Origin of the sequence: Micromonospora sp. NPDC047557, assembly GCF_043205095.1 — a bacterium.
Classification (GTDB): Bacteria; Actinomycetota; Actinomycetes; order Mycobacteriales; family Micromonosporaceae; genus Micromonospora.
Genome location: NZ_JBIDDK010000002.1, coordinates 467,694 through 481,929, shown reverse-complemented (window position 1 = coordinate 481,929; position 14,236 = coordinate 467,694). Strand labels below are relative to the sequence as shown.

Sequence of the window (14,236 nt, the reverse complement as noted above, 5' to 3'; positions counted from 1 at the left end):
ACAGCTGACGAAAAGGCTCCCTTCCCAGGTCGGGAAGGGAGCCTTTTCGGTGGTCGGGAAATCGTCAGATGATGCCGGCCTCGCGGGCCCTGGCCTCGTTGCGCTGGTGCTCGGGATACGTATCGGCGAAGGCGGAGTGGCCCTGCTTGTCGATCGCCACGAAGTAGAGCCACTTACCGACCGGCGTGTCCATCGCCCCGTCCAGGGCCTCCTTGCCCGGGTTGTTGATCGGGGTGGGGATCATGCCGGGCAGCTTGCGGTTGTACGGGTTCTTCGGGTCGTCCAACTCGGCCGCCGTCATCTGCTTGGACGACTTCGTCGGCTTGCCGATCGACTCCAGGTAGTAGTTGACCGTGACGTCCATCTCCAGGCAGTTGCACGGGAACTCGCCGTACGCCCGGTTGTAGGCCACCCGGGCGACCTTGCCGAGGTCGTCCTTGTTTCCGGCCTCGGCCTGCGCGAGCGACGCCACGATCAGCGCCTCGTACGGGCTGACCTTGCGTTCCTTCTGCACCCGGTCGGCGAACTTCATCTCGCCGGTCACCGAGAGGAAGTTGTCCACCATCAGCTTGAGGATGCTCTCGGCCGTGGCCTTCGGCGGGATCTCGTACGTGTCCGGGTAGAGGAAGCCCTCGATGGACTTGACGACCTTCTTGCCGTCGTCGCGCTTGAACCACCAGTCCGGGACGCCGAGCGCCTCCGGGTTCTTCGCGGCGGCCTCGAACTCCTTGACCGGGATCTTGGTCTTGTCCGAGAGCAGCTTGTAGATGTTCTTGCTGGTGCGGCCCTCGGGGATGGTCAGCCCGTTGACGATCTTGTTCTTCAGGTCGAGCATGGCCGTCACGGCGCTCGCGCCGCTCATCTGCTTGCGCAGCTTGTACGTGCCCGGCTGGATGTTCTTGCTGCGTGAGTTGGCCTCGGCCGCCTCGATGAACGCCTTCTGGCTCTTGACCACGTCGGCGGCCACCAGGGTGTCGGCCATGTCGGCGATCAGCGCGCCGTTCTTGATCTCGACAGTGATCTCACCGGACCCGGCGCCGTCGTAGTCGGGGGTGACGAAGTAGTTCTGGATCCGGTCGAACCCGTAGAACGCGCCGCCACCGATACCGCCCAACAGGAGCAGGGCCATCAGCAGCGCCAGGAAGGTCTTGCCGCGACCCCCGGAGCTGGAGCCGCCGTTGCGTTTACGGACGAAGCTGCGCCGGTGCCGGCCCTTCTCACCCCGCTCCGGCTCGTCAAATCCAAGATCCAGATCGTCGATCATTACGTCCGCCTCCGCTGCGCGTCCAGCCAGCTCTGCAGGATCTCCACCGCGGCCGCCTGGTCGACAACCGCACGTTGACGTTTACCTCGGACGCCACGCTCGGCAAGCCTACGAGAAGCGACCACGGTCGACATCCTCTCGTCGGTAAGCGTTACCGGTACGGGCGCTATCACATCGACCAGTCGGTCAGCGTACGCCTTCACACCGACCGCTGCCGGGCCGTGTTTGCCGGCCAAGTTGACCGGAAGGCCGACGACAACCTCTACCGCTTCATGTTCGGCCACCAGCGCCGCGAGCTGGGCAAGGTCGCTCGGCACGGCGTCCGGCGCGGCGGTGAGATCGCGGGCGAGGGTGACCAGCGGCGTGGCCAGCACCCCGTCCGGATCCGAGCGGGACACCCCGACCCGCACCTGACCCACGTCCACGCCAATGCGAACGCCCCGTGTGAAGCCGCTCACCGATGGTCACCCCTCGGCTGCCGACGAACCAGGGCGGACCGATCGGCCCGCCCTGGTCGACTATGACCCTCCATCACGCCTCGGTGATCGCCTTCTCGACGGTGAGCAGCAGGTTCGGCGCCTCGGCCGCCGGCAGGCCGCCGCCCTGGGCCAGGTCGGGGCTGCCCCCGCCGCGCCCGGAGAACGCCGCCTTCACCAGGTCCGAGGCGGCCAGGCCCCGACTGCGAGCGGCCGCGTTGACCGCCACCACCAGCGACGCCTTGCCGTTCGCGCGGGCCGCCACCGCGACCACCGCCGGCCGCGCCGGGTCGATCTTGCCGCGAATCTCCTGCGCCAGGGTCCGTACGTCGTTACCGGCCGCGCCCTCCGGCGCCTCGGTACCCACGTACGCCACCCCGCGCACATCCTTGGCCTGCGCCGCGAGCGCCGCCGCGCCACCCAGCACCAACTGGGCGCGCAACTTCTCCAGCTCCTTCTCCGCGTCCCGCAGCTGGGTGACCGTCTGCTCCACCCGGTCGGCGACCTGGTCGTTGGGCACCCGGTACAGCTCGGCCAGCCGGGAGACCAGCAGGTGCTCCTTGGCCAGGAAGCCGAAGGCGTCCATCCCGACCAGCGCCTCGACCCGGCGGACACCGGAGCCGATGGACGACTCGGAGAGGATCTTCACGAGGCCGAGCTGGGCCGAGCGGGCCACGTGCGTGCCGCCGCACAGCTCGCGGGCGTAGTCGCCCACCTCGACGACCCGCACCTCCTCGCCGTACTTCTCGCCGAACAGCGCCATCGCGCCGATCCGCCGCGCCTCGTCCAGCGAGGTGATGAAGGCGTGCACCTCCAGGTCGGCCAGGAGCACCTCGTTGACCTGCTGCTCCACATCGCGCAGAACGGTCGGCGACACACCCGTCGGGGTGTTGAAGTCGAACCGCAGCCGGCCCGGCGCGTTCAGCGAACCCGCCTGGGTGGCCGACTCGCCGAGGAAGTTGCGCATGGTCTGGTGCACCAGGTGGGTGGCGGTGTGCGACCGGGAGATCGCCCGCCGCCGAGTGGTGTCGATCTCGGCGTAGCCGGTGTCGCCGGGGTGCACCTCGCCCCGGATGACCCGGGCCCGATGCACGATCAGGCCGGGCACCGGCTGCTGCACGTCGAGCACCTCGACCTGCCCGTCGCCGACGGTGATGATGCCGTGGTCGGGCTGCTGGCCACCACCCTCGGCGTAGAACGGGGTCGTGTCGAGCACCAGCTCGACGGTCTCACCCTCGGTCGCCGCCTGACGCGGGCCGTCGGCGCCCAGCAGAGCCCGCACCCGCGACTCGCGGGCCACCTCGCTGTAGCCGGTGAACGTCACCGGGCCACCCGCGTCGAGCACCGACCGGTACGCCGACACGTCGGTGTGCCCCGTCTTGCGGGCCTGCGCGTCCGCCTTCGCCCGGGTCCGCTGGTCGGCCATCAGCCGACGGAAGCCCTCGTCGTCGACCGTGAGGCCCTGCTCCGCCGCGATCTCCAGGGTCAGGTCGATCGGGAAGCCGTACGTGTCGTGCAGCTGGAACGCCTTCGCACCGGACAGCGCCGTGCCGCCCGCCGTGCGGGTCTCGGCGATCGCGGTGTCCAGGATCGTCGTCCCGGCGCGCAGCGTCGACAGGAAGGCTTCCTCCTCGGCGTACGCGTACTGCGCGATCCGGTCGAAGTCGGTCGCCAGCTCCGGGTACGACGGCGCCATGCAGTCCCGCGCGACCGGCAGCAGCTCCGGCAGCGCCCGATCCTGCCAGCCGAGCAGTCGGATCGACCGGATCGCCCGGCGCATGATCCGGCGCAGCACGTAGCCACGGCCCTCGTTGCTCGGGGTCACGCCGTCGCCGATCAGCATCAGCGCGGTCCGTACGTGGTCGGCGACCACCCGCAGCCGGATGTCGTCCGGGTGCGACTCGCTGGCCACGTGCCCGGAGTGCGCGCCGTAGCGCTTGCCGGTCAGCTCGGCCGCCCGGGCGAGGATCGGCCGAACCTCGTCGATCTCGTAGAGGTTGTCGACGCCCTGCAGGATCGAGGCCATCCGCTCCAGGCCCATGCCGGTGTCGATGTTCTTCGCCGGCAGGTCACCCAGGATCGGGTAGTCCTCCTTGGTGGTGCCCGGACCGCGCTCGAACTGCATGAACACGAGGTTCCAGTACTCCATGTAGCGGTCCTCGTCGACCGCCGGGCCGCCCTCGCGGCCGTACTCCGGGCCCCGGTCGTAGAACAGCTCGGACGACGGACCGCACGGCCCGGGAATGCCCATCGACCAGAAGTTGTCCGCCTTGCCCCGGCGGACGATCCGCTCGGCCGGCACACCCACCGACCGCCAGATCTCGAACGCCTCGTCGTCGTCGAGGTAGATCGTCGGCCAGATCCGCTCCGGATCCAGCCCGTAACCACCCTCGGCGATCGGCTTCGTGGACAACTCCCACGCCAGCGGGATCGCGCCGGCCTTGAAGTAGTCACCGAAGGAGAAGTTGCCGTTCATCTGGAAGAACGTGCCGTGCCGGCTGGTCTTGCCGACCTCGTCGATGTCCGGGGTGCGGATGCACTTCTGCACGCTGACCGCCCGCCGGTACGGCGGGGTCTGCTGGCCCAGGAAGTAGGGCACGAACTGCACCATGCCGGCGTTGACGAACAGCAGGTTCGGGTCGCTGATGGCGGGCAGCGGAGCGGACGGCACCACGGCGTGGCCGTTCGCCTCGAAGTGCGCGAGGTACCGCCGCTTGATCTCCGCCGTCTTCATCGCTGGTGTTCCTCCGGAAAAATGTCTCGATCGCCGATCCGCGGGGACTCCCGCAACTCGGCGAACTGGTCGTCGAACGCCTCGCCCTGGGCGAACGCCTGGTGGATCTCCTGCTCGCGTTCGGCCATCCCGATCCGGACGTCCTCTACGAAGCTACGCAGCGATTCCACCAGGCCGCCAGCGGATTCCGACAACGTGCTGGCGATGCCGGCCGGGGTGTACGCCTGCGCGGTCCGGGTCGCCTTGCGGACCACGATCACGCCGACGGCCACGCCGATGCCGAGCCAGAACAACCGCCTCATGTCTTGCTACCTCCTGCTGGCCCGGCCGGTCAGCGGTTGCCGCGCCGGGCGGCCCGCCGCTGCTGCTTGATGGTGTCGCGCACCTCGCGCTCGGTCTCGGCGTGCCGGCGGCCGGCGGCGGCCTTGCGCACGCCGTAGCCGAACGCGGCCACCTTGACCAGCGGGTTCGCGGCCGCGGCGGAGACCACGGTGGCCAGGTTGGCGACGTTTGCGGTGACGTTCTGGGCGTGGCTGGTCATCGTGTCGACCTTCGCCAGCTGCAGGTTCACGCCGTCGAGCGAGGTCTGCACCTGCTCCAGGGCGACGTTGACGTTCTTCACCGTGGTGTTCACGTCGCCGAGCAGCGGCGCCGTCCGATCGTTGAGGTCGTTGATCATGCGCGTGGTGGCGTCCACCGTGTGCCGCAGCCGCAGGATCGGCAGCGTCAGGATGAGCACCAGCACCGCGAACGCGCACGCCGCGATCAGCGCCGCGACCTCTAAAATGTCGCCCACGCGTGTCCTCCTCAAGCAGATTTCCGCCGGACCCGACGTCCCCGGAACGCACAACCTGGTGCCCACCGAACCCACCGAGCCGTCGCCGGTCGCCGGGTACGGGCGGGCCCGCCAGCCCCAGACCCTACCGTCCGTGATGGAGAGCGGCTCAGGACGGTGAGGGTGTCACGTCGCCCAGCGGATCTCCGCTGACCGTCGGGAACGGGTCCTCTCCGGTCAGTGACGGATCGGTGCTGGGCTGCGGCCTGGTCCGCTCGTCGTCGATCGCGTTGCGCACCTTCACCGACACCAACGAGCCGGTGCACTCCCCCGCAGCGGCCGACGGCTCCGGAGACGGCACGATCGCCGGCTCCCCGTCGACCGGCGGCGGTACGCAGGCCGGCGCCCGTACCCACAGGTCGAGGGTCAGCTCGTCCTGACGCCAGCACGTGTAGCTGCCCTTCGTCTCCTGCTCCGGGCAGCGGCTCACCTTCCACGGTCGCCAGCCGTCCTGGCGCAGCGCGTCCTCGTAGACCTTCGCCGTCTCCTCCGGCGACTTCTCCGAGGTGACGGTGCGCTCGCGCAGCCGGCAGTCGAGCAGGCACCAGCGGCTGCCGCTGACGTCGTCGACGGTCTTCGTCGCGGCCCACGCGGGCACCGCGAGCTGGTCCAGGTTGTCGAAGACCGGGTCCCGGCTCAGCGTGCGGACGCCGAAGAAGAGCGGTACCGCGCCGAGCAGCACGACGCTGACCAGTGCCAGGACGGCCACCCGCAGCCGCCGTCGTTCGCGCGACTGCCGGCGTACCTCGGAACGGGCGCCCGGGGCGTCGTCGTCGGCGGACGCGTCCTGGCCGGCCGCGCGCAGTGCGGGCCCGTCGGCCGGTTCGGCGACCGGCGCGGTCGCGGTGGGCACCACGACGGCGGCGCGGGCCACACCGACCGGCTCGCCGGGCCGGCCGGACGGTGGCACGGGAGCGACACCACTGGGCTCGGGCCGGCCGGCCTCGCGCGGCGGCGGCAGGGCACGGCCCGCGGCGCGGTCCGCCGGTCGCGGGGCTGCGGCACGCGCGGCCACGGGTGACCCGGGGCCGGCGTGCTCGGCGCCCGCCCGGTCGTCGCCGACGGGCGGCTGCCCGACGCCCGGCGGGCGGACGGCGGCGCGAGCCGGACCGTCCGGACCGGCGCCCGGCGGGACGGCCGCACGGGCCGGACCGTCCGGACGGGGCCGGGCCGAGCCGGGCCGGGGCGGGGCGTCCGGGCCGACGCCCGGGCGCACCGCCGCACGAGCGGGACGATCCGGATCGACGCCCGGCGGCCCGGCGGCACGGGCCGGGGCGTCCGGGCCGGCACCTGGGGGCACGGCGGCGCGAGCCGAGCCGTCGGGGCGCGGCCGGGGCGGACCGTCCGGACCGGCACCCGGCGGCACGGCCGCACGAGCCGGGCCGTCGGGGCGAGCGGCACCCCGCTCGGGCATGCCGACGCCGGGACGGGGTGGACCGTCGGGACCACGGCGACCGGCGCCGGAGACCGGCGCCTCGCCGGGCGCGGGTCGGGCCCGCCCCCCGGTCGGGGCGGAGCGGGCGCCTCGGACGGGCGCGGGCCGCCCGCCGCCGGCGGGGCCGGCATACGGGTCGTCGCCGCGGTCGTCGGCCGGCCCGGGACGACCGGTGGGTCCGTCGGGGGCGGAGTCGGCCGGCGGGCGGCGGCGTCGGTTGATCGGATCCGCGGCGGTCCCCGGAGCGGCCCGACGGCCGACGGGCCGCTCACCGGTGACCGGCGGATGAGGCACGGGCCCGCTCGGCTGCTCTCCGGTGGAATCTGGCCCACCGGGCCGGGCGGCCCGGCGGCCGGTGGGAGCGTCCGCGCCCGGGTCGGCCGGTGGCCCGACGGGACGGCGGCCGGCGGTGCGTTCCGCGGCGGGATCGGGTACGGCGAGTGGACCACCGGAGCGATCGGTCAGGTCACCGGCGGGCGGCGGGGCGGTGCGGCGGCCGACGGGGCGGTTCGCGGTCGGGGCCTGCGCATCACCGCCTCGGCGGTTGACCACCGGCAGGCCGGGGTCGGTGTGCGGCAGCCGGCCGGCCTGACGCAGCCAGTCGGCCGGCCGCTCCGGGCGGTCCGCCCGCGGCTCACCGCCGGTCGGCACGCGTCGGCCCTGGTCGTCGGGGACCGCTCGACGGCGGCCGGTGCCGTCGGTGGACGTGACGCTGGCGGACCCGGCGCTGGCAGGCCCGACGCTGGTGGGCCCGGCGCTGGTGGGCCCGACGCTGGTGGGCCCGGTGGACGCCTCCGGCATCGGTGGGGCGTTGCCCGAGCGGGGCACCACCGGCGCGTCCGGCTCGGCGGCACGGCGGCGACCACCCCCGGCCGGGCGGGCGCGACCCGCGGGCTCCGGCGCTCCCGGGTCGACCGGGCCGGGACGACGCCGGGCCGTACGCGGGTCGTTGTCGATCGCGGGGTCGGCTCGCAGCCCGTCGGCAACCTGCGGCGCCACGCCGGGCGGCGGCCCGTCGAACCGGCCCGGACCGGCCGCGGTGGGTGGCCCGGCCTGTCGCGCCGGATCGGGAACGGGCCCCGTCGTACGTCGGCCGGCGGCCAGGCCGTCACCGGTCAGTGGCCGGCCGCTCTCGGTCGGGTCGGGCCGGGGTCGGCGGGCCGGCGGCACGGCGTCCGGCCGGCGCAGTGGCGGCATCGCTTCCGCCCGGCCGGCCGGGGCGGCGGCATCCGCTGGCCCTCCGGGCGGGCCGGGCGGTCCCACGGTCGGACGCGGTCGAGCCGGAGCGCCGCTGGACGTGCGGGGCCCGGGAGGGCTCGCCGGGTCACCGCCTCCCGGGCGAGCGGCGGGAGGCGCGAGGGGCGGCACGGCGGCGCGAGGGCCGGTGCCAGGAACCGGCTGGGCGCCACGCGCCGCCGGCGGGCCCGCGACGGCGCCGGCGGGCCCGGTGGCCCGGACGCGGTCGGCAGGTGGACGGTCGGAGTGCTCGCGGTCGGCGGGCGGGCGGGCGTCCGGGCGGCGACCCGGCGGGGGCGCCTCTCCCGGCCAGGGGCCGTCGACCGGGCGGCGCGCTCCGGCGGCCTCCGCGTCCGGGCGGCGTGGGCCGGGCGGCGCGTCCGGCGGCGCCGACGCGCCCGAGCGCGGCGGCACGGGCTCGGCCGGGGCCCCGTCCGGGCCCAGCTCGCCGCGTTGCTGCTTGGCCGAGCGCAGGTCGTCGATCCAGCCGAACTCCTCGCCGGCCACCGGCTCCTCCGGCTCGGACTCGGCTCGGCCTCGACCCCAGCGGCGGCCCTTCGCGCGGGGATCACGCCGCTCGTCCGGGCCCTCGTCGGGACGGTCCGCACCACGCGATCTCACTGTTGACCCTCTCCTGCGGCGTCCGTGCCGCTGTCCTGCTTCGTGCGGGGACCGCCCGCGTCCGTGGCCGGCTTGCCGTTCCGACCGACAAGCGCCGGGGCGGGCTGCGCTGTTACCGGTGACCCGGCGGTCGGGGCCGCCACCGACGGGCCCGCTGTCGCGGGCGAGGAGGCGGTCGGGGTTTCCGGGCGGGCGGGCGGGGCCGGCAGCCCGCGGACGATCCGGCGCAGCACCGGCAGCCGCGTCGACACCGACCGTTCCGCCCCGTGCGGGCTGGGCTGGTAGTAGTCGACGCCCACCAGGTCGTCCGGGACGTACTGCTGGGTGACCACGCCGCGCTGGTCGTCGTGCGGGTAGCGGTACCCGGTGCCGTGGCCCAGCCCTCGGGCGCCGGCGTAGTGCGCGTCCCGCAGCCCACGGGGCACCGAACCACCCCGGCCGGCCCGCACGTCGGCGATGGCCGCGCCGATCGCGGTGGTGGCCGAGTTCGACTTCGGTGCGGTGGCCAGGTGGATCACCGCCTGCGCCAGGTTGAGCTGCGCTTCGGGCAGACCGACGTACTCCACGGCGTGCGCGGCGGCGGTGGCCACGCTCAGCGCGGTGGGGTCGGCCATGCCCACGTCCTCGCTGGCGAAGATGACCAGCCGTCGGGCGATGAACCGGGCGTCCTCCCCGGCCACCAGCATCCGGGCCAGCCAGTGCACGGCGGCGTCCACGTCCGAGCCGCGCATGCTCTTGATGAACGCGCTGACCACGTCGTAGTGGGCGTCGCCGTCGCGGTCGTAGCGCACCGCCGCCACGTCGACCGCCTGCTCGGCGGTGGCCAGGTCGATGCGCCCGGCGCCGAGCGCCGTGGCCGAGGCCGCCGCCGCCTCCAGCGCGGTCAGCGCCTTGCGGACGTCACCGGCGGCGAGCCGGACCAGGTGGTCCTCGGCGTCGGTGGTCAGGGCGAGCGCGCCGCCCAGGCCGCGCTCGTCGGTGACCGCGCGGCGCAGCAGGCCGCGTACGGCGTCGTCGTCGAGCGGTTGCAGGGTGAGCAGCACGCACCGCGACAGCAGGGGTGAGATGACCGAGAAGTACGGGTTTTCGGTGGTCGCCGCGAGCAGCGTGACCGTGCGGTCCTCGACGGCGGCGAGCAGCGAATCCTGCTGGGTCTTGCTGAACCGGTGCACCTCGTCGATGAACAGCACCGTCTGCGGGCCGCCCGAGCGGCGCTGGCGACGGGCCGCCTCGATCACCGCCCGGACGTCCTTGACCCCGGCCGAGAGCGCCGACAAGGCGACGAAGCGGCGGTCGGTGGCGCCGGCCACCAGGTGCGCGATGGTGGTCTTGCCGCTGCCGGGCGGCCCCCAGAGGATGACCGACATTCCGGCACCGCCGGAGACCAGTTGCCGCAGCGGCGCGCCGGGAGCGAGCAGGTGGTCCTGCCCGATCAGCTCGTCCAGGCTCGCGGGCCGCATGCGGACGGGTAGGGGCGAATCGTCCGCTACCGGAGTGAAGCCGTCGACACCGGCGGGGCCCTCGGGCGCGCTGCGCGGCCCGGTGGGGGCACCGAGGGAGAAGAGAGCGTCGGACTCCATCACGAAGACAGTACCGGGCCCGACCCGCGACGCCGGAATCGCGCTGCGGGCCGGGCTACCGCTGATCGGTCTCGGTCAGCCACGGCCGGGACGACGGCCCCGGTACCAGCGGCCGCCGCCACCGCCGCGCGGGCCGCTGCCGACGCCGGCCAGGTAGAGCGAGAGCAGGAGCAGGCCGATGAGCACGAGGGTGTTCCAGTTGAACAGGTCGGGGGCGCCGAAGTCGGTGTTGAGCAGGTCGAGCAGCAGGGCGAAGCCAAAGACGATGGCCGCGAGAATGGCGAGCATGTCGGTCCTCCGGTGGGGGTTCCCAGTAGGTCGGCGCGTGATGTACCCAATCGGTCGACTCGTCAATCTCCACCGTGGATCGGCACGCGGGCTGCCGGACCCGGCGCGGTCGGCCGTACGGCGGCTCCTAGGCTGACCGTCATGATCATCGACGACCAGGCGATCCACGACCGGGCCGCCATCCTGGCCGCCGCCGGTGACCACCCGTTCGTCCGGCACTCGCTCTCGCCGGGGGTGCCGGCGCGCGGCTACCGGCGCGACGGCGCCGTGCTGTGGTTGCTGCCGCCCGAGCGCGGGCTGGGCGCGGACGCCATCGGCCCCACCGAGCCGGTGCTGGAGATCTGCGCCGCGCTGGTCGCCGACGGGGTGCTGCGCCCGGGGCACCGAATGCACCTGCCCCGGCTCGACCCCGCCCAGGTGGCGGGCCGGCTAGCGGTGGCCGAGTTCGTCGACTGGGACTTCCACTGGACCACCGTCGCGCCGCCGACGCAGCCGGACGAGCAGCGGGTCGTACGACTCACCGACGCCGACCGCCCGGCGCTTGCGGCGCTTGTCGACGAGGCGTTCCCGGACACCACCACGCACCCGGACGATCCGCGGGTCATCGACTGGTACGGCATCCGGGCCGGCGACCGGCTGGTGGCGTGCGGCGCGGACCGCAGCCGGGGCGACGTCGGGTTCCTGGCCGGCCTGACCGTGGCCCCCGACCAGCGCGGCCGAGGGCTGGGCGCGGCGCTGACCGCCGGCATGACCCGGGCGCTGCTGGCCCGGCACGACACCGTCGGGCTCGGCGTCTACCCGGACAACGTCGGGGCGGTGCGGCTCTACCGCCGGCTCGGCTTCACCGACACCCTGTCCCGCACCGCGATCCGCCTCGGCTGAGACCGCTCATCGACACCGGGCGTCGATGAGCGGCCCTGCCTACCGGTCGGCGGGTACGGGGACCACGGTCGGCTCGCTGGAGGGAGCGGGCCGACGGTCGGCCAGCCAGGCGGGCAGGTAGAGCGGCGCGGCGACGGCCAGCACCACCGCGCCGACCACCATCGCGGCGCTGACGCTGGCGGCGGCGGCGATCGCGGTCAGGACCACCCCGCCGAGGGCGGCGGCCGGCTGCGCCATCATCGAGTTCAGCGAGAGGACGCTGGTCCGGTACGGGCCGTCGACCTGGCGGTGCAACAGACCACTGTGCAGTGGATTCGACGCGCCGTGCACGGCGTAGCAGGCCAGGTAGGCCACCAGCACTCCGACCGGCCCCGCGAACAGCCCCATCCCGACCACCGTGACGCCCTGCAGGATGCGCAGCAGAGCTGCGCCGGGAGCCGCCCCGAACCAGCGCAGCAGCAGCGGAGTCAGTGCCGCGCCGGCCGCACTCGCGATCCAGGCCGCCGAACTGGCCGGCCCGAGCAGCGCGGCGGCCCGTTCCGGGTTGCCGATCACCTCGGCGAGCCGCACCGGCAGCAGCGACTCGAAGGTGACCATGCCGAAGCCCCAGAACAGCTCCACCGCCACCAGGGCGAGCAGCACCCGGGACCGCCGCAGCAGGCCGACCGCCTGGCCGATCATCCGGGGCGCCTGGACCACCGATGCGCGCACCGCCGCGACCCCGGTGGCTGGCCGCTCCTCGACCAGCAGGAACAGCAAGGCGCCGAGCGCCGCCGCCTGGGCGACGATCGCGGCCAGCACCGGCACGGTGAGCGCGCTGACCGGCCCGAGCGGGCCCAGCGCGACCAGGCCACCGCTGAGCAGCGCGCCGCCGCCGATGGCCCCGCCGATGACGGTGCCGGCGTACCCGAGGCCCCGCTCGTACTCGGCCTGCGGGTCGGCGGCCAGGGTGGCGTCGACGTACCAGGATTCCAGCGGGCCGCTGTCCAGTGCCCGGTAGACGCCCTGCAACGCCCAGACCAGGAAGAACAGCGCGAACGAGTCGGCCACCGCGAAGAGCGCCAGCGAGGCGAGGTTGAGCGCTCCGGCGGCGAGCAGGACGGGTCGGCGCCCGAGTGCGTCGGCGAGGCCGCCGGTGGGCAGCTCCAGCGCCAGCACCAGCAGCCCTTGCGCGGTGCCGACCAGGCCGATCTGCGGCAGCGACAGGCCGCGCTCCTGCATCAGCAGGATCATCACCGGGATCATCAACCCCGTGGGCAGCCAGCGCAGGCCGTAGAGGGTGAGGTAACGACGCCGGACCTGGCGTACGGTCAGCGCGCTCACGACGCCACCTCCATTCGCGACCGCGGGGCTCGCAAACCCGGCTCACTCCTCGCGCTCATCGGGGACCGTCCAGCAGCGGGTAGGCGGCCAGGAAGACCTGCACCGGGCGGGCCTGCGGGTCGACCGGCTCGGCCGTGTCCACCGGCTCGGCCTCCCGGTGGTACCGCTGCAGCACCTGCCACACCTCCGCCTTGAGCGCCTCCAGCCGCTCCGGCGGGATGGTCAGGAAGACGTCGCCCATGCCGAAGGCGTCCCGCCAGGCGGGGGACCACTCGTGCTGGGTGGCGAACCAGCGGTCGGCGTGTTCGACGAGGAGGCGCACCTGGTCGCCCTGGATCCACTCGATCGCGGCACGGGCGTCGGGGTCGTCGTCGAAGTCGCTCGGCTCCCAGCTCGTGACGTCGTGCGCGGCCTGCCACCAGCGCTGCCGTCCGCTGCCCCGGTCGGGATCCTCGGTGACCAGCCCGACCTCGGCGAGTTGGCGCAGGTGGTAGCTGGTCGCGCCGGTGTTGGTGCCGAGCAGCTCGGCGAGGGTGGTGGCGGTGGCGGGCCCGTTCACCCGCAGGGCACCGACCAGCCGCATCCGCAGTGGGTGCGCGAGCACCCGGACCTGCCGTTTGTCGATCCGCACCTCCCGCGGGGCGGGCCGCGGGGTCGCTTCGTCATTGGCCATGACTGCACACTACCTCTGCACACTTCCTATGCACAATAGCTGTGCACAGGAAGTGTGCAGGATGTCAGGCCAGGAGTTCCCGCACCCCGCGCAGCCGCGTCCGCAGCAGACCGGCGGCGCGGGCGGAGTCGAGGCGTACGTCGCTGGGGCGGACCACTCCAGCGGCGGCGGCCGTGGTGGTCTTCAGGCCCGTCGCGTCCAGACCGAACCGCTCGGCCACCAGCAGACCCAGCTCGGCCCGGCTGACCGCGTCCGGGCCGGCCACGTTGAGCAGTCCGGCATACGACGAGCAGGCCAGCTCCAGCACGGCGTCGGCCAGGTCGCCGACGTCGACCGGGCAGCGGAACTCGTCGGTGAACAGGACGGCCCGACCGGCCAGCGCCTCTCGGCAGAGCTCGATCTGCTTGCTGCCCTCCCCGAGGATCAGCGAGGTACGCACCAGCGCCGCACCGGGGTCGATCGCTCGTACGGCGGTCTCCGCCGCCGCCTTCGCCGCCCCGTACGCGTTGATCGGGCTGGGCGGATCGTCGTCGGCGTACGGCGTGGGACGGCCGCCGTGCAGCGCGTCACTGGACAGGTGCACCAGCCGGGCCCCTACCTCGGCGGCGGCGAGGGCCACGTGCGCGGCCCCGTCGGCGGTGACCGTCCAGTCGTCGTACCGATAGGGGGTCGCGACCACGGTGTCCGGCCGCACCTCGGCGACCAGCGCGCGCACGGCGGCGCGGTCGGTCACGTCCAGCCGCCGCCCCACAACACCCGGCACCCCGAGAACGCCGGAGTGAAATGTCCCCACCACCGAGAACCCGGCGCTGACGCCCCGCCGACAGACCTCCCGACCCAGAAACCCGCTACCCCCGACAACAAGCACCCGCATCCCCGCCCACTCCCC

Annotated in this window: 12 protein-coding genes; 1 reads left to right on the top strand and 11 read right to left on the bottom strand. The window is 73.9% G+C overall.

The window, feature by feature from the left end; translation table 11 throughout:
* Positions 1-64: 64 nt before the first annotated feature.
* From mltG to ACGGAQ_RS09960, 8 genes are all read right to left on the bottom strand, one after another.
* Positions 65-1,264: an endolytic transglycosylase MltG gene (gene mltG / locus ACGGAQ_RS09995; RefSeq protein ID WP_393046590.1), complete on the bottom strand. Its 1,200-nt coding sequence runs from the start codon at positions 1,262-1,264 to the stop codon at positions 65-67.
* Positions 1,264-1,722, bottom strand: a complete 459-nt coding sequence (gene ruvX / locus ACGGAQ_RS09990; protein WP_393046588.1) for a Holliday junction resolvase RuvX — start codon at positions 1,720-1,722, stop codon at positions 1,264-1,266. The genes mltG and ruvX overlap by 1 nt, the downstream gene beginning before the upstream one ends.
* A gap of 73 nt (positions 1,723-1,795) precedes the next feature.
* Entirely contained in the window at positions 1,796-4,474 is a 2,679-nt protein-coding gene (gene alaS, locus ACGGAQ_RS09985; protein WP_393046586.1) for an alanine--tRNA ligase, read from the bottom strand.
* A complete protein-coding gene (locus tag ACGGAQ_RS09980) occupies positions 4,471-4,776 on the bottom strand; it encodes a hypothetical protein (RefSeq protein WP_393046584.1) in 306 nt (101 codons plus the stop codon). The genes alaS and ACGGAQ_RS09980 overlap by 4 nt, the downstream gene beginning before the upstream one ends.
* Positions 4,777-4,805: 29 nt before the next feature.
* Positions 4,806-5,270, bottom strand: coding sequence for a DUF948 domain-containing protein (locus tag ACGGAQ_RS09975; RefSeq protein ID WP_354862941.1), 465 nt, complete (start codon positions 5,268-5,270; stop codon positions 4,806-4,808).
* A 148-nt stretch (positions 5,271-5,418) separates the two neighbouring features.
* Entirely contained in the window at positions 5,419-6,114 is a 696-nt protein-coding gene (locus tag ACGGAQ_RS09970; RefSeq protein WP_354862952.1) for a hypothetical protein, read from the bottom strand.
* A 2,483-nt stretch (positions 6,115-8,597) separates the two neighbouring features.
* The gene (locus tag ACGGAQ_RS09965; RefSeq protein ID WP_393046582.1) at positions 8,598-10,181 is read right to left on the bottom strand and encodes an AAA family ATPase; all 1,584 of its coding nucleotides are present in this window, start codon (positions 10,179-10,181) and stop codon (positions 8,598-8,600) included.
* Positions 10,182-10,256: 75 nt separating this feature from the next.
* Positions 10,257-10,469, bottom strand: a complete 213-nt coding sequence (locus tag ACGGAQ_RS09960; protein ID WP_007458297.1) for a hypothetical protein — start codon at positions 10,467-10,469, stop codon at positions 10,257-10,259.
* A gap of 141 nt (positions 10,470-10,610) precedes the next feature.
* On the opposite strand from ACGGAQ_RS09960, the gene ACGGAQ_RS09955 reads away from it, so the two are divergent.
* Positions 10,611-11,351: a GNAT family N-acetyltransferase gene (locus tag ACGGAQ_RS09955; RefSeq protein WP_393046579.1), complete on the top strand. Its 741-nt coding sequence runs from the start codon at positions 10,611-10,613 to the stop codon at positions 11,349-11,351.
* A gap of 39 nt (positions 11,352-11,390) precedes the next feature.
* On the opposite strand, the gene ACGGAQ_RS09950 is transcribed toward ACGGAQ_RS09955, so the two are convergent.
* The 3 genes from ACGGAQ_RS09950 to ACGGAQ_RS09940 all read right to left on the bottom strand — a co-directional run bounded on the left by ACGGAQ_RS09950 (position 11,391) and on the right by ACGGAQ_RS09940 (position 14,221).
* Entirely contained in the window at positions 11,391-12,674 is a 1,284-nt protein-coding gene (locus tag ACGGAQ_RS09950) for an MFS transporter (protein WP_393046577.1), read from the bottom strand.
* 55 nt (positions 12,675-12,729) lie between these two features.
* The gene (locus ACGGAQ_RS09945) at positions 12,730-13,347 is read right to left on the bottom strand and encodes an ArsR/SmtB family transcription factor (protein ID WP_393046575.1); all 618 of its coding nucleotides are present in this window, start codon (positions 13,345-13,347) and stop codon (positions 12,730-12,732) included.
* 64 nt (positions 13,348-13,411) lie between these two features.
* Positions 13,412-14,221 carry an SDR family oxidoreductase gene (locus ACGGAQ_RS09940; RefSeq protein WP_393046572.1) on the bottom strand — a complete coding sequence of 270 codons (810 nt, stop codon included), beginning with the start codon at positions 14,219-14,221 and terminating at the stop codon, positions 13,412-13,414.
* Between the last annotated feature and the right edge of the window lie 15 nt (positions 14,222-14,236).

Bases quoted from the DNA above. Each gene is read 5' to 3' on its own strand.
- mltG (WP_393046590.1), bottom strand. From the start codon at position 1,264: ATGATCGACGATCTGGATCTTGGATTTGACGAGCCGGAGCGGGGTGAG.
- alaS (WP_393046586.1), bottom strand. From the start codon at position 4,474: ATGAAGACGGCGGAGATCAAGCGGCGGTACCTCGCGCACTTCGAGGCG.
- ACGGAQ_RS09980 (WP_393046584.1), bottom strand. From the start codon at position 4,776: ATGAGGCGGTTGTTCTGGCTCGGCATCGGCGTGGCCGTCGGCGTGATC.
- ACGGAQ_RS09965 (WP_393046582.1), bottom strand. From the start codon at position 10,181: ATGGAGTCCGACGCTCTCTTCTCCCTCGGTGCCCCCACCGGGCCGCGC.
- ACGGAQ_RS09960 (WP_007458297.1), bottom strand. From the start codon at position 10,469: ATGCTCGCCATTCTCGCGGCCATCGTCTTTGGCTTCGCCCTGCTGCTC.
- ACGGAQ_RS09955 (WP_393046579.1), top strand. From the start codon at position 10,611: ATGATCATCGACGACCAGGCGATCCACGACCGGGCCGCCATCCTGGCC.
- ACGGAQ_RS09945 (WP_393046575.1), bottom strand. From the start codon at position 13,347: ATGGCCAATGACGAAGCGACCCCGCGGCCCGCCCCGCGGGAGGTGCGG.
- ACGGAQ_RS09940 (WP_393046572.1), bottom strand. From the start codon at position 14,221: ATGCGGGTGCTTGTTGTCGGGGGTAGCGGGTTTCTGGGTCGGGAGGTC.